Consider the following 24,728-nt stretch of genomic DNA (forward strand, 5'->3'; position numbering starts at 1 on the left):
ATTTTTAAATTCAAAATACAAAAGTATTCCTTCTTCAAAAATAGTCCGTGAGCTCCTGCTTTTATTGAATAATTCAGTTTCGCTACGAAGTCTAATGCGGATTCTGGGTTTAATATTTTGGGCGTTACCACAAGGGTCGGGCTTTTCGCTACAATCTTTTTTAAGGCAAAAAAAGCCTTAAAAAAGGATTTCCACTACAATCCCTAACGCAGCTACAACATCGCGTTAGGTGCTGAATAGAAGAAATTGAAAAGCACTACTTTTCCTCAAACATTTTCAACAATTGTGTCACCGTATTCCAATTGCGAATAGTAGCGGTTAGGTTCAATTTTTTCTCAATATATTTTTGATCAAATCTCGTTTTCCCAGCACCCACAGCGTATTTAATGTAAATTCTGCTACCATCAATCTGTGCTTCATCGGGTTTCACTTGACTCATTTTTAAATCATTGATACTGTCACTTTTCAATTCCATCGAAACAAAAGCGACATACAATTTTTTCAAATCAACTTCTTTTTCCTTCAAAAAAGAATTATGGGCAAAACAAGCCTCCAAATCCGATTTCCCAATCACCACCACAGGAACTTCAAGACCAAGCGCTCTAAATAGTTCTTGCTTAATCATGAAACCTACCTTGGCAGGATTTTCCTCTTCGCTATCTACAAAAACATTCCCCGACTGAATATAGGTTTGTACGTTCTTAAAACCAACGGCTTCAAGAGTTGCTTTCAAAACCTCCATTTTAATCATATTATGCCCTGAAACATTGATGCCACGGAGGAGCGCTAAGTGTGTTGTCATTATTTTTAATTAATTATGAAAAAATAAAATTATTCGCCTAAAAGTTCTCTAAATTTTAATTCTATTTCTTTTTTTAACGGATGTATTATTTCTGGAATTTTCTTGTAAGTAAAGGCGGACGCTAACCTGTCTTCTGTTTCTAATTTTTCACCCATCGATTTATAAATTTGCCTTTGGTCATAAGCATTAAATATTTCACCAGATTCCCTAAAAAAACTAAGCAATAAGATCTCAGTCTCTTCATCGAAGTAAATCGAATTAAAGTTAAAATACTGCAAAAATTCATTATGAGCTTCACGATATTCCTTGCTAGCTTTTTGCTCATTTTGATCAAAATCTTCACCCTTTGCAGTAAACTTAAATGGTGAAATATGGTTTCCTAATAAATTTAAATTAGTGTTCAAGTATTTAAACGATTCTTGTAAAACTTCAAATCGCTTTTCGTGAAGCTTAGTAAACTTGAAATTTTCTTTAGATTTTAGATGATTAAGCTCTGTTTGAAATTGAGAAAGTTCTTTTGAATGTTCATTTTTGAGTTTTTCAATTTTTTCATCAAAGGAATTTTTAACACTACCTTTAACTCGTTCGTTTAAGTATAATGTTAATAATGTTGGTACTAAACCACTAACAAAAACAACTATAAGATTGCTATATTCTCCCAATACCAAATGTGTTGTCATTCTCTTTCGATTAAATTTTAACCTTAACCACTACTTTCTTCACTTTCGAAACCTCTCCAGCTTTTATACAAGGACGGTGCAAATCTTCAGGAAAAAACAAGGTAAACATCCCTTCTTCCACTCGTAATAACGAAGTATCACCTTCATAAAAAGTATAATCTTTTTCCAAGTCCTCTTCTACCATTTTCTGGTTGGTCAAAGGAGCAAATCCCATCAACTCCACTCCACTGATGACGTATTGAATATCAATGTATTTGTGATGCCCTTCTAGCACACATTCGGATTCATCTTTGGTGTCATATTCTTGCACAATCGCAAAAACAGCCTCGCCATCAATCTCGTGCTTTCCTGAGGCAATAGCCTTTAAATCGGTGGTAGTTATAAACTCAAAACCTTTGGCCAAACGTTTAGTCAATTGGCTGTATAATCGGTAATTCTCAATTTTATCAATAACCATATTTCTAGTATTTAGTTTCCAAAGATATTGTGAATTGAAGGAAATTCCTAAACAAACCCATTTCCAAATCTAGAAACAATCTACTATCTTCGCTTTGCGAAAAAAAATCCTTGAGTTAAGAATATAAAAATTCAAAATAACTGATAACTCATAACTGACAACACATAACCGATAACTCAAAAATGTCGAACAATCTCCTAGAAACTCCCATTGAATACTTGAAAGGCGTTGGCCCCACTCGCGGGACTTTGCTTCGCAAAGAATTAGGGATTCACAAATATGGAGATTTGGTCAATTTTTATCCCAATCGATACATTGACCGTACCCGTTATTACAAAATCAATGAATTGCAAGGCACCACAGCCGAGGTTCAAATCGTTGGCAAAATCATCCACATCAAAACGGTGGAGTTTGGTAAAAATCAAAAACGTTTGGTCGCAACTTTCGTTGACGAGACAGGACAAATGGATTTGAATTGGTTTCAAGGTCACAAATGGATTAAAGAGAGTTTAAAACTCAATGAAATGTGTGTTGTTTTTGGGAAATGTGCCCAATACGGCAGTCAGTTCAGTATAGCGCATCCTGAGATTGAATTACTCGCTGAGCACCAACAAAGCTTGCGTTCGGCTATGCAACCTGTGTATCCCTCTACCGAAACTTTGGCCAACAGAGGGATTAGCAACAGAGTCATCAACAAAATGATGCAACAATTGTTTTTGGAAACACAGGCCTTATTTACCGAGACTTTACCTCAATATCTGCTTGAAGAGTTGAAATTGATTCCAAAGAATGCTGCGCTTTTCAACATTCACTTTCCAAAAAGCAGTGAAGCCTTAGCCAAAGCACAATTTCGTCTGAAGTTTGAAGAATTATTCTACATTCAGTTGCAATTGATTACCAAAAATTTGATTCGCAAACACAAAATCAAAGGACATCCCTTTTCAAAAGTAGGAGAATTGTTCAACGATTTTTATCAAAATCACTTGCCTTTTGATTTGACGAATGCCCAAAAAAGAGTAATCAAAGAAATCCGAACCGATATGGGTAGTAATGCCCAAATGAACCGTTTGTTGCAAGGAGATGTGGGCTCAGGCAAAACAATTGTGGCATTTATGAGTATGCTTTTGGCTTTAGACAATGGTTTTCAGGCTTGCTTGATGGCACCCACAGAGATTTTGGCCAATCAACATTTTATTGGACTTTCAGAATTTGCCACTACCTTAAATATCAACATCAAAATTCTAACGGGTTCTACCAAAACTGCGGCACGTAAAATCATTCACGAAGAACTCGAAAATGGAAGTTTGCAAATCTTAATTGGTACTCACGCGCTATTAGAAGACAAAGTGCAGTTTCAAAATTTAGGCTTAGCCGTAATCGATGAGCAACATCGTTTTGGTGTAGAACAAAGGTCAAAATTGTGGAAAAAGAACACCATTCCTCCTCACGTTTTGGTTATGACGGCTACTCCTATTCCTAGAACTTTGGCGATGAGTTTGTATGGCGATTTGGATGTTTCGGTTATTGATGAATTGCCTCCTGGTCGAAAACCGATTCAAACTGTGCATCGTTTTGACTCCAACCGTTTGAAAGTTTGGAAATTTATTCGAGATGAAATCGCTTTAGGGCGCCAGATTTATATTGTCTATCCCTTAATTCAGGAATCCGAAAAAATGGATTTTAAAGATTTAATGGACGGTTACGAGAGTATTTCTAGGGATTTTCCCCTACCCGACTATTCCATTTCGATTTTGCACGGAAAAATGAAACCAGCAGAAAAAGATGCCGAAATGAAACGCTTCGCCGAAGGAAAAACCAATATTATGGTAGCAACTACTGTAATTGAAGTGGGTGTCAATGTGCCGAATGCCAGCGTAATGATTATTGAGAGTGCCGAACGCTTTGGACTATCTCAACTTCATCAATTACGTGGTCGTGTGGGACGTGGTGCGGACCAAAGTTATTGCATCTTGATGACTTCCTACAAACTGACCAGCGATAGTAAAATCAGAATGGAAACTATGGTCAATAGCAACGACGGATTTGAAATTGCCGAAGTAGACTTGAAATTACGAGGACCAGGAGATATAATGGGAACTCAACAAAGTGGGGTTTTAAACCTTCAAATTGCGGATTTGGTCAAAGACAAAGACATATTGCTTTTGGCTAGAAATTACGCTTTCAAAGTATTGAATGACGACCCTTCTATGCAAAAACCAGAAAATACTATCCTTAGAATGGTTTTTATGGAACTTACCAAGAAAAAAAATATTTGGAACTATATTAGTTAAATCTAACCCGTTGGGTGAAATTATTTTTTACCACATAGAATCATAGAATTTATAGTTTTTAAAAGAAACAAATAGACGTTTTACTATTCACATAGCTCATCTATTGTGAGAAATAGTGCTATTTCTATTTTTTCTATGTTGATTACTATTAATCTATGACTCTATGTGGTTAAGTTTTTATTTTATTTGAATTTCACCCAACGGGTTAAATCTATTATTAAATTCTCTTTGTTTTTAAGAATTTATGCTTTAAAACGAAACGATTCCGAGTTGTTTTATTAATTTGTATGTACAAATGTTAAATTATTTTTTCTTGTTACCGCTTTCTTACAAATGCTTTACTTTTGTTTTTGAACTTTTTTTTCAAACCAATTAAACCATTGGTTATTTCTGATGTCTCATCTACTTATATTAATAAAAAAGCAAGTTTAAAATTCAATTTATCTTACTTTAGAAGGTTAAAACAAACAGCTTTCCACACCCAAATATTACCAAAAAAACAAATAATAACTACATATGAAAATAAAAAACCTTGTTTACACGCTTTTAGTTCTTATCATTGGAGGTTTTATCGCCTACAGAGTAGTTTCGAATTCTAAAAAAGGAGGCGATTCAAAAGACAAAGGAGGAAAAGACAAACCGATGAACGTAAGTGGAATTGTAATCAAAACACAAGTTTTTGAGAACAACTTATCCCTATCAGGTTCAATAGAAGCCAATGAACAAGTCGAAATTCGAAGTGAAGTTTCGGGAATTGTAGAAGCCATTTCGTTTCAAGAAGGAAGTTTTGTAAACAAAGGTCAAGTGTTATTTAAAGTCAATGACCAAGAATTAAAAGCGCAACTTATTCAAGCGACAACCAAAGAAGGTTTGGCCGCAGAGAATGCCAGAAGAGCTAAATTGCTTTTGCAAAAAGAAGCCATAAGCCAAGAAGAATATGATGTAGCCAAAGCCGAGCACAGATCAACACAAGCCCAAGTGCAATTGATTAGAGCTCAAATTGCAAAAACATCCGTAAGAGCTCCTTTTTCTGGAAAAATAGGATTGCGTTCCATCTCTCCAGGAACCTACATCACTCCTACTATTCTAGTTGCCAATTTGGTTAATATCGGGAAATTAAAAATCACGTTTTCTGTACCAGAAAAATATGCTTCACAAATCAAGTTAAATACCAACATTTCTTTTACCGTTTCTGGTACCACTCAAAAATACCACGGTGTTGTTTACGCTATCGAACCTGAAGTGGCCACCGCAACCCGTACCTTACAAGTTAGAGCTATTGCCGATAACAAAGAAGGAAAGCTTTTCCCAGGGACTTTTGCAAATGTCGAATTACCTTTAGATGTCATTAAAGATGCTATTATTGTTCCAACAGAAGCGATAGTTCCGATTCAAAATGGTAAAAAAGTATTCATTTCCGAAAAAGGAATGGCAAAAGAAGTAAAAGTAGAAGCTTCAACCAGAACGGATGCTTCCATCTTGATTCTTTCAGGATTAAAAGCTGGAGATACTTTACTGACCACAGGCGTAATGGCGCTGAAAGATGAAACACCTGTAAAAGTTAAAATTAAGTAGTGTTTATAGTAATTAGTACTTAGTGATTAGTGATTAGTAATAAACAACAGAAGATTATAAACTAAAAACCAAGAACTGAGCACTGAGGACTAACCACTAAGGACTTTAAAAGAAAAAATAAAACAAATGAGTTTATCCACCATAAGCATAAAAAGACCCGTTCTAACGATAGTTTTGAATCTAACTATCATTTTGTTTGGAGTCATTGGCTACAGTTTTTTGGGAGTTCGAGAATTCCCTTCTATCGACCCTGCTCAAGTATCGGTGAGAACGAATTATACTGGAGCGAATTCAGATATTATCGAATCTCAAATTACTGAACCTTTAGAAAAAGCCATAAACTCTATAGATGGGATTCGAAATGTAACTTCTTCGAGCATACAAGGAAGTAGTAACATTACTATTGAATTTGATTTGAGTAAAAATTTAGAAGAAGCTGCCAATGATGTACGTGATAAAGTATCACAAGCTGTTCGTAGCTTACCACAAGATATAGATGCTCCTCCTGTAGTTTCTAAAGCTGATGCTAATGGGGAGTCGATTATTTCAATGACGGTGCAAAGTGACACGAGAAACGCATTAGAATTAAGTGATTTTGCTGAAAATGTGATTGCGCAACGTCTAGAAACCATTCCTGGTGTAAGTGGTGTACAAATTTGGGGACAAAAAAGATACGCAATGCGTTTATGGATTGACCCAGTAAAATTAGCAGCCTATGGTTGTACTGTAGCTGAAGTTCGTAGCGCTCTTAATAAACAAAACGTAGAATTACCTTCAGGAAAACTTACAGGAAGCAACACTGATTTAACAGTAAAAACAGTTGGTAATCTTTCTAAACCTGAAGAATTCAATAATATCATCATTCGTAGCGAGGGCGATAGAATTGTCCGTTTTAGTGATATTGGAAATGCTGAACTTGGTGCTGAAAATTTAGAGACCAAAATGAGTCAATCAGGGCTTCCATTATTGGGTGTGGCTATTGTTCCGCTGCCAGGAGCCAATTATTTAGATATCTCCAAAGAGTTTTATAAAGTCTACAACTCTTTACAAAAAGATTTACCAAAAGACATCAAACTAAACATTGCCATTGACAGTACGATTTTCGTAAAAAAATCGGTGGTTGAGGTAGCTGAAACCCTTGGTATTTCTATCATTCTGGTAATCTTAATTATTTACTTGTTCTTTAGAGATTGGGCCATTGCCTTCCGTCCATTGATTGATATTCCCGTTTCCTTGATTGCAACATTCTTCATTATGTGGCTTTTTGGATTTTCGATTAATGTATTGACGTTGTTGGCGATTGTTTTGGCCACAGGATTAGTAGTTGATGATGGAATTGTAGTAACCGAAAATATTTTCAAAAAGGTAGAAGAAGGAATGTCACCTATTGAAGCAGCAATAAAAGGGTCGAATGAAATCTTTTTTGCGGTAATTTCAATTTCGATTACCTTGGCTGCAGTATTTCTTCCTGTAATATTTTTGGAAGGTTTTGTTGGTCGATTGTTTAGGGAATTTGGGGTGGTGATTGGTGCAGCAGTACTAATTTCAGCTTTTGTTTCTTTGACTTTGACTCCAATGCTAAATGCCTATTTAATGAAAGGTGGCGTTCAAAAGAAATCCAAATTCTATTTGATGACCGAACCTTATTTTGAAAAATTAAACAGTAACTATGCAGAATCATTAGGGCGTTTTATGAAAAAGAAATGGTTGAGTTTCCCTATTTTAATTGCTTGTTTTGGATTGATTTACCTTTTCTTTTCGCTTTTGAAAAAAGAAACAGCTCCTTATGATGACAGAAGTGCCATTGTAATGTCTATGACGACTCCAGAAGGCGCTTCTTATGAATATACTGACCGTTTTATGCAGGAAGTCTCTAAAATTGTAGACGATTCCATTCCAGAGAAAAATGTTTCGCTTATCATAACATCACCAGGTTTTGGAGCTTCTACGGTAAACAGCGGACGTGTTCGTATTGCCTTGAAAGCACCAGAAGAAAGAAAGCGTTCTCAAAAGGAAATTGCAGAACAATTAACCAAAATCACCAAACAATTTCCTGAAGCTAAAACAGCAGTTATTGAGCAACCAACCATTGCAGTGAACCGTCGTGGAGGATTGCCAATTCAATATATTATTCAGGCGCCAAACTTTAAAAAATTAGAAGAGAAAATTCCATTGTTTATGGAAGAAGCCGCTAAAGATTCCACTTTTGCGATTACGGATGTGAACCTGAAATTCAACAAACCTGAAGTCACCGTTACCATCGACAGAGAAAAAGCAGAAAGCTTAGGAATTTCGGTTTTGGATATTGCACAAACCTTGCAACTTTCGTTGAGCGGACAACGTTTTGGTTATTTTATGCAAAACGGAAAACAATACCAAGTCATTGGACAATTCAACCAAGAAGACCGAACCAAACCGCTTGATATTGCCTCTATGTTTGTCAAAAACAACAAAGGAGAACTGATTCAGATGGATAATGTGGTGACCATTCAAGAACAAAGTAATCCACCGCAATTGTATCACAACAACCGTTATATGTCGGCCACTGTTTCGGCGGGATTAGCACCAGGCAAAAGTTTGGGCGAAGGAATTGAAGCGATGAATAGAATCAAAGCCAAAGTTTTGGACGATACGTTTACGACTGATTTAGGTGGAGAATCTCGTGATTTTGTGGAAAGTAGTTCGAATACTTCTTTTGCTTTTGGATTGGCTTTAATCTTGATATTTTTGATTTTGGCAGCACAATTTGAAAGTTTTATTGACCCGTTTATTATCATTTTGACTGTTCCGATGGCGGTTGCTGGAGCTTTGTTTTCATTGTGGTTGTTCAATCAGACTTGGAATATTTTCAGTCAGATTGGAACTGTAATGTTGATTGGGTTGGTGACCAAAAACGGTATTTTGATTGTAGAATTTGCGAATCAATTACGAGAACAAGGTAAACCGAAATTTGAAGCGATTATGGAAGCATCTGAAGCGCGTTTGCGTCCTATTCTGATGACGAGTTTGGCGATTTCGTTAGGAGCGTTGCCAATTGCTTTATCACTTGGAGCGGCATCGACTAGTAGAATTGGTATGGGAGTCGTGATTGTGGGAGGAACCATATTTTCATTGGTGTTGACTTTATTTGTAATTCCAGCCTTGTATTTGATGTGGTCTAAAGCTAGAAAACATTATCCTGAATTTGATCATATTGCAGAATACGAAGCCGAATCGAAATAGTCGTTGATTCGTCTTATGAAAAAGAGAAGTCTCGTATAGCCCCGATAGTAGCGGCATCCTTTTTTTATTTTTCTTTTCAAAAATAAAAAAAGATATAGCGGATAGCGGGAGGAATCGTGTTTTGAAAACAGATGTGGTGCTCCTTGAATTAGAAAATTAGAATTTAATTGGTAGTTGAAAATAAGAAATGAGAAAAAATATAATTGCGTTTTTGTTATTGCTTTTGTGTGGTCCTTGGGTGTATTGTCAAGATGTATTGACGATACAAGATGCAGTGGCGATTGCTTTGGAAAATAACTTTGAGATTAAAATCGCAAAGAATAGTCTAAGTATTGATAAAGTCAATGTTTCTGAGGGAAATGCAGGCATGCTTCCTTCTTTAACGGGCTCTTTTATTGATAATAATAGGATTCAAAATACTTCGCAAACCCTACAATCCGGGCAAGTGAATTCACTCAAAGATGCTAAAAATAATAGCATGAATTATGGCGTGAGTTTGGATTGGACAGTTTTTGATGGCTTACGAATGTTCGCGAGATACGATCAATTGAAAGAATTGCAAAAATTAGGAGAAGCCAAATTAAAACAAACAATTTTGAGCAAAATTGGTGCGGTGAACGCTACCTATTTTGATTTGGTACAACAACAGCAGCAATTGATTGCCATTGACAGTACTTTGTTGATTTCTACCCAACGATTACAGTTGGCCGAAAATCGTTTCAAGATTGGGAAGGCTTCTAAATTGGAGGTTTTGAATGCTCAAGTGGATTTGAATACCGATAAAGTAGCTTTGTTGCGACAAAAAGAATTGTATGCCAATACCAAAATAAAATTGAACCAAATTTTGGCACGTGATGCTCAAACTTCTTTTTCAGTTTTAAATGATGTAATAGTGGATAATTCTTTAATTTTAAATGAATTAAACGATTTAGCTAAAAAGCAAAACCCACAATTACAATCACAGATTATTGCCAAAAATATTTCCGAATTGCAACTCAAACAAGTTAAAGCTGCTCGTTATCCGGTGATTAGTTTGAATTCAGGTTATAATTTTCAAAATACTGAATCGAGTTTGGGATTTACCACAGAATCTTCGGCTAGAGGTTTTAATTATGGTTTTACTGCTACCTTAAATATTTTTGATGGTTTTGCTCAAAATAGAAATGAGAAAATTGCAAAACTAGAAATTGAAAACACCAAATTGGCGATTGAACAACAAACTCAAGCTTTAGAATCGCAATTGTCTACTTTTTATCAAACGTATTTGACCAATTTGGAACTGGTTACTTTGGAAGAAAACAATGAAGCTATTGCCAAACAAAACCTTGCCATTACAATCGATAAACTAAAAATTGGTACCATAACCACCATCGAATTTAGAGCCGCACAATTGAATTATGTGAATGCCAGAGTTAGAAATAGCAACGCACAATATCAAGCCAAATTATCCGAAATAGCCTTAAAAGAGTTGGCAGGTACTATTTCATATTAATATTTTCAATCCTTTTATGACTTCTTACAACCCTAAAGATTGGTTTCGATTTATTTTCTTTTTCAGCAAAGGAGATACTTTTAGAAAATTAATTCCAATCATGATTTTAATAGGATGCTATTCAGCTGGAATTGCCTATTTAGAGATGGAATATTGGCATTTACCGGATAGTAGTCATGTCAAAAACATTTCGCTAATGCATGGCATGTTGGGTTTTGTGATTTCATTATTATTAGCTTACCGCACCAATACAGCTTATGATCGTTGGTGGGAAGGCCGCAAAATGTGGGGTGGTTTAGTAAATAACAGTAGAAATCTAGCTATTAAGTTATCGGCTATTTTGCAAGACGATAAGGATAAAGTGTTTTTTAGAAAAATGATTCCAGGCTATGCTTCGATTTTGCAAAAACATTTAAGCGATGATGAAACTGCACAACAATTATTTGACGATGTCGATCTACAAATTAATCAACAACGACATCGCCCGAATCAAATCGCCCAAATGTTGTTTCAAAAAGTAAATGATTTGTACCAATCTCATAAAATAACAGGTGATCAATTGATTATTTTGAACACAGAATTACAGTCTTTTACTGAGATTTGTGGCGCTTGTGAACGTATAAAAAATACGCCTATCCCCTATTCGTACAGTGCCTTTATCAAGAAATTCATTTTTATCTACGTACTTACTTTGCCTTTTGGTTATGTTTTTAGCTTAGGGTATTATGTAGTTCCTGTAGTCGTTTTTATTTTTTATGTCTTGGCTAGTCTTGAATTGATTGCCGAAGAAATAGAAGACCCTTTTGGTTCGGATGCCAACGATTTACCTACTGCAAAAATCGCATCCAATATTAAAAAACACATCGAAGAATTGTTGTAATTAGAAGAAGGACGATTGGAGTGTCTAAAAAATAAGCAAAATGTTTCTCTCTACAAGGTTCAATCCTTATATTTGCATTCTTATTAAAAATGACAAATGAAGGTATCATATAATTGGTTAAAACAATTTATTAAAATTGATTGGAATTCAGAAGAAACAGCTGCTTTGCTTACAGATTTAGGTCTAGAAGTTGAAACTGTTGATAAATACCAATCAGTAAAAGGAGGTTTAGAAGGCATTGTAATTGGACATGTATTGACTTGTGTACCGCACCCAGATGCCGATCGATTAAAAGTAACTACAGTAGATTTAGGTGATGGAGTTCCCGTTCAAATAGTATGTGGAGCCAGTAATGTTGCTGCTGGTCAAAAAGTACCCGTGGCTACTATTGGTACCGTTTTATTTGATAAAGAAGGAAATCCATTTACCATAAAAAAAGGAAAAATTAGAGGGCAAGAAAGTCATGGAATGATTTGTGCTGAAGACGAATTAGGTCTTGGTGAAAGTCATGACGGAATTATGGTCTTGGACGAATCCTTAGTTCCTGGCACAAAAGCAGCAACTGTTTTCAAAATAGAAAATGATGAAGTATTTGAAATTGGTCTAACGCCAAACCGTGCTGATGCCATGAGTCATTTAGGTACCGCTAGAGATTTGCGTGCTGGTATGATTCAAAGTGGACAAAATGTAGAGTTAATCACTCCATCCGTAAGTAATTTTAGAGTAGATAAGCGTACGCTTAAAATAGATATTAATGTTAAAGACAGTAAATTAGCACCAAGATATTGTGGGGTTACGATTTCTGGAATTACCGTTAAAAGTTCTCCAGAATGGTTGCAAAATCGCTTAAAAGCCATTGGAATCAATCCTAAAAATAATATTGTAGACGTTACAAACTACGTTTTACATGATTTAGGACAGCCCTTGCATGCTTTTGATGCCAACAAAATTACTGGAAAAATACACGTGCAAACTCTAGAAGCGGGTACTAAATTCATCACATTAGATGATGTAGAAAGAAGCTTGCATGAAGAAGATTTAATGATTTGTGATGACAAAGGTCCAATGTGTATCGCGGGTGTTTTTGGAGGAAAAAAATCAGGAGTTACTGAATATACAACGGCAATTTTCTTAGAAAGTGCTTACTTTAATCCTGTAAGTATTCGAAAAACGGCCAAGAGACACCAATTAAACACCGATGCTTCTTTCCGTTTTGAGCGTGGCATCGATCCAACAATCACTGAATATGCCTTAAAAAGAGCGGCACTTTTGATTCAAGAAGTGGCTGGCGGCGAAATTACATCTGATATTATCGACATTTATCCTAAAAAAGCAGAAGATTTTACCGTTTTTCTAAATTTCAACAAAGTGGCCAAAATTATTGGTCAAGAAATTCCAAAAGACACCATCAAACAAATCTTAGCTTCTCTTGAAATTAAAGTCAATAGCGTTACCGATGCTGGGTTAGGACTTATTATTCCTGCCTATCGTGTAGATGTACAACGTGAAATTGATGTTATTGAAGAAATTCTTAGAGTTTACGGTTATAACAATATTACTACATCCAAAAAACTTAATGCTTCTGTAGCCAATGCACCAAGAACGGAAGATTATAAGGTACAAAACACTGTAGCTTCTCAGTTGAATGCACAAGGTTTTCATGAAATGATGGCGAATTCCTTGACTACTGCAACTTACGCGCAACTCTCAGAGAACTTAAAAGAAGAGCACAACGTTACAATGTTGAATCCTTTGAGTAGCGATTTGTCAACTATGCGTCAGTCGTTATTGTTTTCTGGTTTAGAAGCTTTAGCGTATAATATCAATAGAAAAAATGCCGATTTGAAGTTGTTTGAATTCGGTAAATCATATCATAATTTCCCTACTGGTTATGAAGAAATAAAGCATCTAACTTTGTTTCAAACTGGTAATCGTAACAAAGAAAATTGGAATTACGCCACTCAACCCACTAATTTCTTTTTATTGAAAGGAAATGTAATGTCCATTCTTGAAAAACTAGGCATTCAAAAGGCTACTAGTATTCCTGTAACAACCGATGTTTTTGCTGAGGGAATTGCTTTAGGAATCGGACAGGAAATCTTGGTGGAATTTGGTCTGGTAAAAAAATCGATTCTAAAATCATTCGGCATCAAGCAAGAAGTTTTATTTGCTGATTTTAATTGGGCTTTGGTTTTAAAACTAGTGTCTAACAAAATTAAATTTACTGACATTCCAAAATATCCAGAAGTGCGCAGAGACTTGGCATTACTTGTAGATACTGCCGTTACGTATGATGCTATCTATAAAATCGCACGTCAAACTGAAAAGTCTTTATTAAAAGAAGTTAATCTGTTTGATGTTTACGAAGGGAACAATTTACCCGAAGGAAAAAAATCATATGCTCTTAGTTTTATTATTCAAGATGAGAATAAAACCTTGGAAGAAGCACAAATTGATAAAATCATGAGTAAATTGCAACGAAATTTCGAAACAGAACTCGGAGCTTCTTTACGCTAATTTATTTATTGTAAACACAATATGCATTTAACCAAAATCAGAACTTCGATTGGTTATAGAATACAAAAGCTGAATCTCAAAGCCAACATCGGTTTTGAGATTCTTTTTTTACTGAATCGTTAATTGAATATTTATTTATTAATAAAATTGAGTTTGAAAACAATTTTCAAAGTGAAAATTGCTATTTAAATTTGTAAGTTTGCTAGAGGTCAAAAGCACAAAAATGAGTATAACGGAGAAAAAATATAATAAACTTGCAATTCAAGTATCCTTGACAGGATTATCCTTTTGTTGTTTCGATACCTTAAATGGAAAGATCCTATCTTTTAACGAAGTACTTTTCGATACATTTCACAAGGCGAATAAAATTGAAGAGCTTTTTTCAGATGCTTTTCAACAGTTTCCTGTCTTAAAAGAAAAATATGATGAAATCACGGTAATTCACAATAACAGCCTTTCTACTTTTGTTCCAGCACCCTTGTTTGACGAAAACTATTTAGGTAGTTATTTGCAGTACAATACTAAAGTATTTGAAACTGATTTTTTCACCTATGATACCATTGCCAATTACGAAATGAAAACCGTTTATATTCCGTACGTAAATATCAATAATTTTTTTATTGATCAATTTGGTTCGTTTGATTATAAACATGCTAATAGTATTTTGGTAACCAAAATTTTAGAAGCTTCCAAAAATAATGACACCAAGAAAATGGTGATACATTTTAATACCGGCCATTTTGAAATTATTGTAGTGCAAAATCAACAGTTGTTACTCTTCAATTCCTTTGATTATACTACACCCGAAGATTTTTTATACTATATACTTTTCACAGCCGAACAACTGAGTTTAAATCCAGAAAATTTCCCATTAGAAATTATTGGAAATATTACTACTGAAAGTTTGTATTATCAAATCGCTTACCAATACGTTAGAAATATCTCTCTTTTTGATGTGAGTGCCTTACAACGAAACAATACTTTTTCAGAAGCTATCAACAGACAACATTTTATACTCTTCAACTCATGAGAATCATTTCAGGAAAATACAAAGGTAGACGCATCTCACCACCAAAGAATCTTCCGGTTCGCCCTACCACAGACATGAGCAAAGAAGCTTTGTTCAATGTCTTGAATAATCATTTCAATTTTGAAGGCTTAAAAGTTTTGGATTTATTTGCAGGCACTGGCAATATCAGCTACGAGTTTGCTTCACGAGGATGCTCCCCTATCACTTCGGTAGATGGCGACTTTGGATGTGTAAAATTCATCAAGCAAATTACAGCAGAGTTTGATTTTACGATTGCCGCTACAAAAAGTGATGTTTTTAAATTTTTAGAAAATTGCAAAACCAGCTATGATATCATTTTTGCCGATCCTCCATATGGATTGGATCAAGCTACTTTTGAAAAAGTAGTGCTTTTAGTTTTTGAAAATAATTTACTAAACGAAGAAGGCATGATGGTTATTGAGCATTCAAAATACACCAAAATGTCGCATTTGGATAATTTTTCATTTCAAAAAAGTTATGGTGGGTCTTTTTTCAGTTTTTTTGAATTCAACAATACCGATGAAGAAGAAGAATTAGAAGGAGATTTTGATGTAACTGATTCGGAAGAATAAAAAAAGAGCGTCTTTGGTAAAACAAAGGCTTTTTTTTGTAAAAAAAATGCAGACCTATAAGCCGGATTCTGTATTTCGATTACTCGAAACCCTTATCATTTATCTAGACTTACAATTACTCATAAGTTCAAGCTATCTACCCTTCAGCAACGAACGAGAAGCCCTTAAATGCTGATATACTTGATATTTCACCGCATAGAGTTTACCTGGTTTCACTACAGCATTACCTGTACATACTTTCTGTTGCACTTGTCCTAATCCCAACGAATTGGAACCGACGGGAATTACCCGCTATGCTTCTCTGTGGTGTCCGGACTTTCCTCCCTTCCAAAAACGGAACGACGATAAGGCGGTCTGCGGTGCAAAAGTAACTTTTTTAAACCATTTTTCAAGATTAAAATGACTTTAATCCCAATTACAATAAGACTATTTCATAAAGACTGAAAGGATAAAAATAGTTTACTTTATTATTCACATCAAAAAAAAAATCTAACTAGGTTTTACGCTAGTTAGATTTTGAATGATCTTATTTTTTTATGAATGGTTAACCGATTCGACTTCATTGGGATGATGCTCATGTTTGAACAATATCGCAAAAGCAATAGCGATTACTAATGAATAAATAGCAAAAGCCAACCAGATCGTATGCCAATCTTTCATCAATATTGCAGAATCAAAGATCCCATTTTCAGTGATCTTCTTGCCTTGACTTTCAATAAAACCAAGCATTTTTGGATTAGAAGTTTCAGTTTCTAAAAAAACGGCTAAGTCGCTAGTGCTTTTGAATGACTTCGTGAAAAATTGATCAATCGCCCAACCTGAAGTAAAACTTCCTAAAACCGCACCGATACCGTTGGTCATCATCATAAACAATCCTTGAGCAGAAGAACGGTTTTTTGAATCGGTATTGGTTTCTACGAACAAAGAACCTGAAATATTGAAAAAATCAAAGGCCATTCCATAGACTACGCAGGAAAGAATTATCATCCACAATCCATTTACAGGATCACCAAAAGCAAATAATCCAAAACGAAGAACCCACGCCAACATACTAATCAGCATTACCTGTTTGATACCAAAACGTTTCAAAAAGAATGGAATAGCCAAAATAAATAAAGTTTCCGAAATTTGAGAAATCGACATAATAATAGTAGAATATTCCACTACAAACGAATCAGCATATTTTGGAAAATGTTTAAATTCATCTAAAAACACATCACCATAAGCGTTCGTCAATTGTAACGCAGCTCCCAAAAACATAGAAAAAATAAAAAACAAAGCCATCTTGTAATTGGCAAAAAGCTTAAATGATTCTAAGCCCATCATTTCCATGAACGATGCATTTTCTTTTAGTAAATTTTGAGGTTTACATTTGGGTAACGAAAAAGAATACAGTCCCAAACAAATCGCTGCAATTCCTGCTATATAAAACTGATTAGCCGAAGCTTTATTGTCAGTTAGATTAGTAATCCACATTGCGGCTATAAATCCTACAGTTCCAAACACACGAATTGGCGGAAAATCTTTCACTACATCGCAATTGTTTAATTTAAGGGCGTTGTAAGAAATCGAATTACTCAAGGCAATTGTTGGCATATAACAACACATCGCCAAAAGCATCACATAAATAAAATTGTCTGGAGTAGTAATCTGTGGCAAGTAAAACAAGACTAAAGCATATAAAATATGCAAAATGCCATACAACTTTTCTGCATTTACAAATCGATCTGCTATAATTCCTGATAACGTTGGCATGAACAAAGAGGCAATCCCCATTGTACTAAAAACCAATCCAAATTGGGTACCATCCCATTGTTTTGTGCCAAACCAAAAATTGGCAATAGTGATAAGCCAAGCTCCCCAAACAAAAAATTGTAGGAAACTCATGATAATCAATCTAATTTTAATTCCCATAGAGTTGAATTGAAGTAGTAAAAAAAATAAGCAGTAAACTTACTATTTTAAATAGGTATTTACAAAAAATTAAACCGCTTTAATCGCATCTTGAACCAAATCAAATACAATGTCAAACTGCTCTTTTTTATTTAAATAGGAATTGTCAATTTCTATGGCGTCTTCCGCTATGACCAATGGAGAATCCTCTCGATGCGTATCAATATGATCGCGTTCCATTACATTATGCAGCACGGCTTCATAACTCACTTCATCTCCTTTTTCTTTCAATTCATCAAAACGACGTTGCGCCCTAGTTTCTGCACTAGCAGTCATAAAAATCTTCAATTCAGCCTCTGGAAAAACAACCGTTCCAATGTCACGACCGTCCATAACAATGCCTTTGTTTTTGCCCATTTCTTGTTGCTGTTCTACTAATTTTGATCGCACTTCCGAAACTTCAGCTACTTTACTCACAAAATTTGAAACGGCAATGGTACGTATTTCATTTTCTACGTTTTTTTGGTTCAAAAACATCTCGGCATAACCAAGCGATTCATTGAATTGAAACGATAATTGAATACTAGGTAAGGTCGCAATCAAAGCTGTTTTGTCAAAATTTTCTTTAGTAATCAAACCGTTTTGCATGGCAAAGTACGCCACGGCTCGGTACATAGCTCCAGTATCTACATAAATATAGCCTAATTCTTTCGCTAATTGTTTGGCCAAAGTACTTTTCCCAGTAGAGGAAAAGCCATCAATAGCAATGGTGATTTTTGTGTTCAAAATGAAAATAATTTATGATAATCTTTCCTGCTGGATAGGATTACGAATTTATAAAATAAAGATCTTTACCTAAGTGCGCTTTTTTTTTAGGAACAGCAACTCTGGGCATTTTTAATAAACAGGGTTCCCGCTATCCGCTATATCTTTGTTTTTTTTGCAAAAAAAAAAACAAAGGATGCCGCTGCTATCGGGGTTAAAGAGCCACAATGGTCTTTATTAACCATCAATCATAACTAAAAAAATCAGGCTGCAAAGTTAACAAACTCTTATTGCAAGTTCAAAGACAAACCAAACAAACTTGTGTTGGCAGCCAAAGTATATCGTGAATACGAATAATTAAAAGTCAATCGATTCATCTTTAATCCAAACCCAACCGATAGACCCGAAAAATGCCGTTGATCAACCACACGCAATTCTTCCGAACGACGAAAATTATACCCCAAACGCACATTAAATTTTCTTCTAGGAAACAGCTCTACACCAAAAATAACATGACGCAAGGCATTATTAAAAAATGAAACCTTTTCAGCGGTTACTGTGCCATCGATGGAGGTCTCTCCTCGAATCGGATTTGAAAAAGCAATATTCCATTGTTGCAAATTCTCTAAAGTCAAGTGCCATCGAATGGGTACATTGTCCAATTCTTGCGAAACCCCAAGCATAATTTCTAAAGGCAATGGTTCACGAAGCCCTGAATAGGTGGTGAATTGTGTTCCAATATTTCGAATCACTAACGCCCAATTCACATCATTTGGCTCGTCTATGTATATTATTCCAAGATCTAGTGCGCCACCCAATGAATTATAATTTTCTAATACAGATGAAATTACTTTGACATTGGCACCAAGATGCAAGTTAGTATAAGGAACCGTATAGGCATAACCCAAGGAAACGGCTACTTCGCTACCAGTAAATGAACTCGTAGCCAAGCCATTTTCGTCATACCCTTCAAATTGTCCATAATTAATGTAATTAACACCCGCATGAAATGTTTGCAAATGCTGATCATAGGTATAAGCGTACGATGCCGTGCCATAACTCACTTCGCCGAAGTAACTACCGTAGTTCAAAGCCAACTGATTGTGCATTTCTGGATTAATCGAAGCCGGATTAAAATGTACCTGATTCACATCGTCGTCATAAATTGTAACGGTTTTTCCACCCAAAGCTGCTTGACGTGGAGCAGTCATCAAATTCAAAAACTGATAGGTATACCTTCCTCCTATTTGCCCAAAAACAGGCAAACTAAGTAAAATGACGAGTAAAACGATCTGCTTTTTTATGATCCTCAAAATGGCATTTTTTTGATTAACTAAAACGACAAAACGAAGATAAAATTATATCCAACATAAATATGCTTTTCTTTATAAAAAAAGAAATTCCAAATCCCTAAACTGATGCACAGCAGGAATTTGGAATTACTATAATTCTTGGCTTTATTTTAGCTCTTTAGCGTTTTTAACTTTCTGATCCGTAATAGCGATGGCTAAAACTTCGCTCATTTCTTTTACGTAATGAAACGTCAAACCTTCAAGGTATTCTGCTTTTATTTCGTCAATATCGCTTTTGTTCTCATGACAAAGAATAATCTCTTTGATGTTGGCTCTTTTGGCTGCCAAGATTTTTTCTTTGATTCCTCCTACTGGCAATACTTTGCCACGTAAGGTGATTTCGCCTGTCATGGCCAAATTTTTCTTCACGCGCTTTTGCGTAAATAACGATACTAAAGAAGTCAACATTGCGATACCTGCACTTGGACCATCTTTTGGTGTTGCTCCTTCTGGAACATGAAGATGGATGTTGTATTTGGCAATAATTTCAGGATTCAACCCTAATAACTCGGCATTGGCTTTAATGTATTCTAATGCTATGGTAGCAGATTCTTTCATGACTGTACCCAAATTTCCAGTAATGGTCATGTTTCCTTTTCCAGCAGAAATCAACGATTCAATAAAAAGGATATCACCACCTACACTTGTCCAAGCCAAACCAGTAACTACACCAGCCACATCGTTGCTTTCGTACTTGTCGCGTTCTAATCTTGGAACACCGAGTACCGCAATAATATCTTCGTCGGTTACTTTTTTGTTGTACTCCTCCTCCATCGCTACACATTTGGCAGCGTTACGAACTATTTGTGCAATTTTATTTTCTAAGCCACGAACACCAGATTCTCTAGTGTAGCCTTCAATAATTTTTTCTAATTGTTTTTTACCAATAGTTAAATCTTTGCTGGTTAAACCATGAGCGGTTAATTGCTTTCCAAACAAATGTTTCTTGGCAATTTCAACCTTCTCTTCAATGGTATAGCCGGACATTTTGATCACTTCCATACGGTCACGTAAGGCAGGCTGAATCGCCGACATGTTATTGGATGTTGCCAAAAACATAACTTTAGACAAATCATAGCCCATTTCTAGGAAATTGTCATAAAATGCATTGTTTTGTTCTGGATCTAACACTTCTAGCAAAGCCGAAGATGGGTCTCCGTTATGACTACTAGACAATTTGTCAATTTCGTCTAACACAAATACAGGGTTAGACGTTCCCGCTTTTTTCAAGCTCTGAATGATACGACCTGGCATGGCTCCAATATAGGTTTTACGGTGGCCACGAATTTCTGCTTCGTCACGTAAACCGCCTAAAGAAATACGAACATATTCTCTTCCTAAAGCCTCAGCAACCGAACGCCCAATAGAAGTTTTACCAACACCCGGAGGGCCTGTCAAACAAATAATTGGCGACTTCATGTCGTTTCTTAGTTTAAGTACAGCCAAGTGTTCGATCATTCTTTTTTTGACTTCTTCTAAGCCAAAATGATCTTTATCTAATACTTTTTGAGCGTGTTTTAAATCGAAATTATCTTTGGAGAATTCGCCCCAAGGTAATTCCAAAAACAACTCTAAATAGTTGCGTTGTATACCGAAATCAGGAGCCTGTGGATTCATGCGACGCATTTTAGACAACTCTTTTTCAAAATGTTGTTGTGTTTTTTCGTCCCACTTTTTGGTTTTGGCTTTCTGACTCATTTCGTCCATTTCTTCTTCCTGTGAAACGCCACCCAATTCTTCTTGAATGGTTTTCATTTGTTGATGTAAGAAATATTCACGTTGTTGTTGATCTAAATCAAAACGAACTTTGGACTGAATATCGTTTTTAAGCTCTAATTTTTGAAACTCAATATTCATGAATTTCAAAGTAGCTAAAGCTCTCTCTTTTAATCCATTGATTGCTAGTAGATCTTGTTTTTCTTTAACTGAAAGATTCATGTTTGAGGAAACAAAATTCACTAAAAAAGAGTGGCTTTCTATGTTTTTTATTGCAAAAGTAGCCTCGGTTGGAATGTTGGGACTTTCTTGAATGATTTGAATGGCCAATTCCTTGATCGAATCAATAATGGCAGAAAACTCAGAATCATTTTTTCGAGGTTTTTTCTCTGCTACTTCTTTAATTGTAGCAGTAAGATAAGGCTGCTCGGTTACCACTTCGTCAATTTCGAAACGTTTTTTACCCTGTAAAATAACAGTTACATTACCATCAGGCATTTTAAGAACACGTAGAATTCTTGCTACAGTTCCAATTTTATTGATGTCATTTTTGGTGGGATCCTCGTCGGCTTCATTGATTTGTGCTACTACTCCAATCACTTTACCCGAAGCGTTTGCATCGTTGATTAATTTGATCGACTTGTCGCGTCCAGCTGAAATAGGAATCACAACGCCTGGAAACAATACGGTATTGCGCAAAGGCAAAATGGGTAATGTTTCGGGTAATGATTCGTTGTTCATTTCCTCTTCGTCCTCGGGGGTTAAAAGTGGAATTAAATCGGATTCGGAATCAAATTCTTGAAGTGACAAGTTGTCAATTGTAAGTATTTTGTGGTTTGACATATCGTTATTAAGTCATTTTGTCATTAAATGAAAAATCATGTAATGCAAAGTTAATGATTTATACTTTTTATTTATCTAGAATTCAGTACTTAACCTATAGTGCTGGGTACTAATCTTAATAATAAAGACAATCTTTGTGCCACTCTTGTCAAACGAAAAATGAGCTTCTTTATTTTTGAAGATGACAATAAATCAAGACTATTGCTGCTTCGTAGCCCTGATGGAAGTGGCATCCTTTTTTTGGCTACGAAAGCGATTAGCTGAAGTAGCCAAAAAAAGATACAACGAACAGCAGGACGATGTAGATAAATACTCCAAATGTTTCTGCTCCAAAATTTTAGTTGCCTATATCCAAGAATTGAGCGGATAAAAAAAGGAATATTATTGATATCTTTAAAATACTTTTGACCAAACTGTAACACTAGGCCAATACCACCGTCTTTACTAAAAACATAACTAGCTACTTGTCTTACCAAACATTACATATCGAAGCATTGGTGCTACTTTGCCAACAACAAAACCAAAAGGCTCAATTTGAGGTCTACAGCAGGTATAGTAAGGCCATGTACAATGTGGCGTTTCGTATGGTAAAAGATGCGCATTTTGCCGAGGATGTAATGCAAGAAAGTTTTTTGAAAGCGTTTACCAAAATTGATTCGTATAAAAAAGAAGTGGCTTTTGGTGCATGGTTAAAACGCATCGTAATCAATTATAGTATTGATTTTTGTAAAAAGAATAACAAACTCAAAGTGGATGATTTCGAGAAAAACCTTTACATAATTGAAGATAAAGAGACCGAATTTACCGAAACTTTCAACTTTGAAACCTTAAAAGTAAAAGAAGTTTTACTGGCTATAGAGTCGTTAAAAAGCAGTTATAGTACAGTTTTGACTTTGTTTTACATTGAAGGGTACGATCAAGAAGAAATTAGTGAAATCCTGAAAATAAGTTATGCGAATTGTAGAACGACTTTGAGCAGAGCCAAGGAAAGTTTAAGAACGAAATTATGTGACTATGAAAAACGAATGGGATAGATTAGAGGAATGGTTGACCAGCAAGGATACGACATGGGATATTGAGGAGACGCCACAAAATCATGAGTATCGTTTTATGCAGAAACTAGAAAACAGAAGTGTAAAACGTAAAAAAAGAAACCTATATACCGCAATTGGAATTGCAGCTACGGTTGTGTTGATGTTTAGCGTGTCTTTCTTTTTTAAGCCTGAGACGAAGGCTAAACATTTGAATTTTGCATCGGTGGAAACCAAACAAACGGATTCTATTTTTACGGTTATGATCCAACAAGAATTGAACAAGCTAAAAGAAATTAAATCACCAAAAAATCAAAAGATGGTTTCTGATGCCCTACTGCAAATGAGAAAGTTGGACAGCGATTACCAAAAAATAACCGAAGAAATTGCTGCTAATGGAGAAAACAAACAACTTATCTATGCGATGATTAGCAACTTACAAGTTCGCATTTCTTTTTTACAAAACGTATTGAATCAAATTGAAGCTACAGAACAACTTAACAGCATAACTGATGAAAAAACTTTATAAAACAATCTTACTATTTTTCCTTTTTCCATGGCTTTGTTTGGCGAATGAAAGCATCATTATTTCCAAGCAAAAAAACATCAAAAAAGCGTTTATTGTCAATGCTGACGCAGGAATTGATATCACAAATTCGTATGGAACCGTTTTTGTAACCACTTGGAACGAAGATAAAATAGAATTGGATATTTTGATCAAAGTTACTGGCGACAGTGAAAATTGGGTCAATCAACGCTTGAACGATATTACCGTTGACATCAATGCGCTAAAATCATTGGTGACGGCAAAAACACAAATTCAGAACAACAATTATCGTTCAAAAGGAAGAAATAATAGTTTTGAAATCAATTATATCATCAAAATTCCGAAGAATGGAAGTGTAATTCTTGATAATAAATACGGGAACATTACTACTTCTGACTTATATGCGCCTACCACAATTACTTGTAAGTATGGTAAAATTAATTTAGGAAAATTGAATCATCCTAGAAATACGATCACTATAGAATATTGTTCCAATTCTACCATTGGTTTTATGAAAAATGGTCTGGTGACTGCTCGTTATTCAGGATTAACTATTGATGCGCTGTCGAAAATTGAATTGCTTTCAGATTATACAGATACCTCAATTGGCGATGCCAATGATATAAAATACACTAGTAAATACGGCACCGTAAAAATTAAAGAAACCAACACTCTTGAAGGAATAGGGAATTACTTAACCATAAAAGTAGGTACCGTGAATCAACAACTTAAGCTGAATACCAAATTTAGTAGTATCGATATTGGAGTATTACAACCTAATGTGCAATCCGTATGGATAAATGCGGGTTATACAGGTGTGAAAGTTGGTTTTAATCCCAATTTCATCTTTGATTTTGAAGTTAGTTTGCGTTATGCCGATTTTAAATATGACAGTGAATTAGAGTTTTCAACTAAAGCCGAAACTAATTACAGCAAAAGCTACAACGGCTTTTACAAGAAAAGAGGCGCAAACTCATTGGTCATCAACTCAGAATATGGTAATGTATCGTTAACAAAAAAACTATAACTAAAAATATAATCT

At 35.2% G+C, this 24,728-nt stretch carries 19 protein-coding genes and 1 other RNA gene; 12 read left to right on the forward strand and 8 right to left on the reverse strand.

The window, feature by feature from the left end:
- Nucleotides 1-256 precede the first annotated feature (256 nt).
- The 3 genes from AO58_RS0100005 to AO58_RS0100015 are packed head-to-tail and all read right to left on the reverse strand — an operon-like array spanning nucleotide 257 to nucleotide 1,939.
- On the reverse strand, nucleotides 257-802 hold the full coding sequence (locus AO58_RS0100005) for a DUF1697 domain-containing protein (protein ID WP_024979745.1): 546 nt from the start codon (nucleotides 800-802) through the stop codon (nucleotides 257-259).
- 29 nt (nucleotides 803-831) lie between these two features.
- Nucleotides 832-1,482, reverse strand: coding sequence for a hypothetical protein (locus AO58_RS0100010; RefSeq protein ID WP_024979746.1), 651 nt, complete (start codon nucleotides 1,480-1,482; stop codon nucleotides 832-834).
- A 10-nt stretch (nucleotides 1,483-1,492) separates the two neighbouring features.
- Nucleotides 1,493-1,939, reverse strand: coding sequence for a NanQ anomerase/TabA/YiaL family protein (locus AO58_RS0100015; RefSeq protein WP_024979747.1), 447 nt, complete (start codon nucleotides 1,937-1,939; stop codon nucleotides 1,493-1,495).
- Nucleotides 1,940-2,121: 182 nt separating this feature from the next.
- Between AO58_RS0100015 and recG the strand changes: the two genes are divergently transcribed.
- From recG to AO58_RS0100055, 8 genes are all read left to right on the forward strand, one after another.
- Nucleotides 2,122-4,230: an ATP-dependent DNA helicase RecG gene (recG, locus tag AO58_RS0100020; protein ID WP_024979748.1), complete on the forward strand. Its 2,109-nt coding sequence runs from the start codon at nucleotides 2,122-2,124 to the stop codon at nucleotides 4,228-4,230.
- Nucleotides 4,231-4,746: 516 nt separating this feature from the next.
- The gene (locus AO58_RS0100025; RefSeq protein ID WP_024979749.1) at nucleotides 4,747-5,805 is read left to right on the forward strand and encodes an efflux RND transporter periplasmic adaptor subunit; all 1,059 of its coding nucleotides are present in this window, start codon (nucleotides 4,747-4,749) and stop codon (nucleotides 5,803-5,805) included.
- A gap of 126 nt (nucleotides 5,806-5,931) precedes the next feature.
- Nucleotides 5,932-9,027 carry an efflux RND transporter permease subunit gene (locus AO58_RS0100030; protein WP_024979750.1) on the forward strand — a complete coding sequence of 1,032 codons (3,096 nt, stop codon included), beginning with the start codon at nucleotides 5,932-5,934 and terminating at the stop codon, nucleotides 9,025-9,027.
- Between the two features lie 187 nt (nucleotides 9,028-9,214).
- Nucleotides 9,215-10,519 carry a TolC family protein gene (locus AO58_RS0100035; protein ID WP_024979751.1) on the forward strand — a complete coding sequence of 435 codons (1,305 nt, stop codon included), beginning with the start codon at nucleotides 9,215-9,217 and terminating at the stop codon, nucleotides 10,517-10,519.
- A gap of 16 nt (nucleotides 10,520-10,535) precedes the next feature.
- Nucleotides 10,536-11,399 carry a bestrophin family protein gene (locus AO58_RS0100040; RefSeq protein WP_024979752.1) on the forward strand — a complete coding sequence of 288 codons (864 nt, stop codon included), beginning with the start codon at nucleotides 10,536-10,538 and terminating at the stop codon, nucleotides 11,397-11,399.
- A 96-nt stretch (nucleotides 11,400-11,495) separates the two neighbouring features.
- Nucleotides 11,496-13,916 carry a phenylalanine--tRNA ligase subunit beta gene (pheT, locus tag AO58_RS0100045; protein ID WP_024979753.1) on the forward strand — a complete coding sequence of 807 codons (2,421 nt, stop codon included), beginning with the start codon at nucleotides 11,496-11,498 and terminating at the stop codon, nucleotides 13,914-13,916.
- Nucleotides 13,917-14,139: 223 nt separating this feature from the next.
- A complete protein-coding gene (locus tag AO58_RS0100050) occupies nucleotides 14,140-14,946 on the forward strand; it encodes a DUF3822 family protein (protein ID WP_024979754.1) in 807 nt (268 codons plus the stop codon).
- Nucleotides 14,943-15,539, forward strand: coding sequence for an RsmD family RNA methyltransferase (locus tag AO58_RS0100055; RefSeq protein ID WP_024979755.1), 597 nt, complete (start codon nucleotides 14,943-14,945; stop codon nucleotides 15,537-15,539). The genes AO58_RS0100050 and AO58_RS0100055 overlap by 4 nt, the downstream gene beginning before the upstream one ends.
- Nucleotides 15,540-15,580: 41 nt before the next feature.
- On the opposite strand, the gene rnpB is transcribed toward AO58_RS0100055, so the two are convergent.
- The 5 genes from rnpB to lon all read right to left on the reverse strand — a co-directional run bounded on the left by rnpB (nucleotide 15,581) and on the right by lon (nucleotide 22,108).
- An RNA gene (rnpB, locus tag AO58_RS17500) (RNase P RNA component class A) lies at nucleotides 15,581-15,900 on the reverse strand.
- A 173-nt stretch (nucleotides 15,901-16,073) separates the two neighbouring features.
- Complete coding sequence (locus tag AO58_RS0100060; RefSeq protein ID WP_024979756.1) at nucleotides 16,074-17,453, reverse strand: nucleoside permease; 1,380 nt, start codon at nucleotides 17,451-17,453, stop codon at nucleotides 16,074-16,076.
- A 69-nt stretch (nucleotides 17,454-17,522) separates the two neighbouring features.
- Nucleotides 17,523-18,218, reverse strand: coding sequence for a (d)CMP kinase (gene cmk, locus AO58_RS0100065; RefSeq protein WP_024979757.1), 696 nt, complete (start codon nucleotides 18,216-18,218; stop codon nucleotides 17,523-17,525).
- Between the two features lie 266 nt (nucleotides 18,219-18,484).
- Nucleotides 18,485-19,504: a type IX secretion system protein PorQ gene (gene porQ, locus AO58_RS0100070; protein WP_024979758.1), complete on the reverse strand. Its 1,020-nt coding sequence runs from the start codon at nucleotides 19,502-19,504 to the stop codon at nucleotides 18,485-18,487.
- A 150-nt stretch (nucleotides 19,505-19,654) separates the two neighbouring features.
- Complete coding sequence (gene lon / locus AO58_RS0100075) at nucleotides 19,655-22,108, reverse strand: endopeptidase La (protein WP_024979759.1); 2,454 nt, start codon at nucleotides 22,106-22,108, stop codon at nucleotides 19,655-19,657.
- 181 nt (nucleotides 22,109-22,289) lie between these two features.
- On the opposite strand from lon, the gene AO58_RS17870 reads away from it, so the two are divergent.
- The 4 genes from AO58_RS17870 to AO58_RS0100095 all read left to right on the forward strand — a co-directional run bounded on the left by AO58_RS17870 (nucleotide 22,290) and on the right by AO58_RS0100095 (nucleotide 24,713).
- Nucleotides 22,290-22,478, forward strand: a complete 189-nt coding sequence (locus AO58_RS17870) for a hypothetical protein (protein ID WP_139225560.1) — start codon at nucleotides 22,290-22,292, stop codon at nucleotides 22,476-22,478.
- 94 nt (nucleotides 22,479-22,572) lie between these two features.
- A complete protein-coding gene (locus AO58_RS0100085; protein WP_024979760.1) occupies nucleotides 22,573-23,142 on the forward strand; it encodes an RNA polymerase sigma factor in 570 nt (189 codons plus the stop codon).
- The gene (locus AO58_RS0100090; protein ID WP_024979761.1) at nucleotides 23,123-23,668 is read left to right on the forward strand and encodes a hypothetical protein; all 546 of its coding nucleotides are present in this window, start codon (nucleotides 23,123-23,125) and stop codon (nucleotides 23,666-23,668) included. Before AO58_RS0100085 ends, AO58_RS0100090 begins: the two co-directional genes overlap by 20 nt.
- Nucleotides 23,652-24,713 (forward strand): hypothetical protein, encoded by a 1,062-nt coding sequence (locus AO58_RS0100095; RefSeq protein ID WP_024979762.1) that lies wholly within the window; start codon nucleotides 23,652-23,654, stop codon nucleotides 24,711-24,713. The genes AO58_RS0100090 and AO58_RS0100095 overlap by 17 nt, the downstream gene beginning before the upstream one ends.
- The last annotated feature ends 15 nt before the right edge of the window (nucleotides 24,714-24,728 follow it).

Origin of the sequence: Flavobacterium succinicans LMG 10402, assembly GCF_000611675.1 — a bacterium.
Lineage (GTDB): Bacteria > Bacteroidota > Bacteroidia > Flavobacteriales > Flavobacteriaceae > Flavobacterium > Flavobacterium succinicans.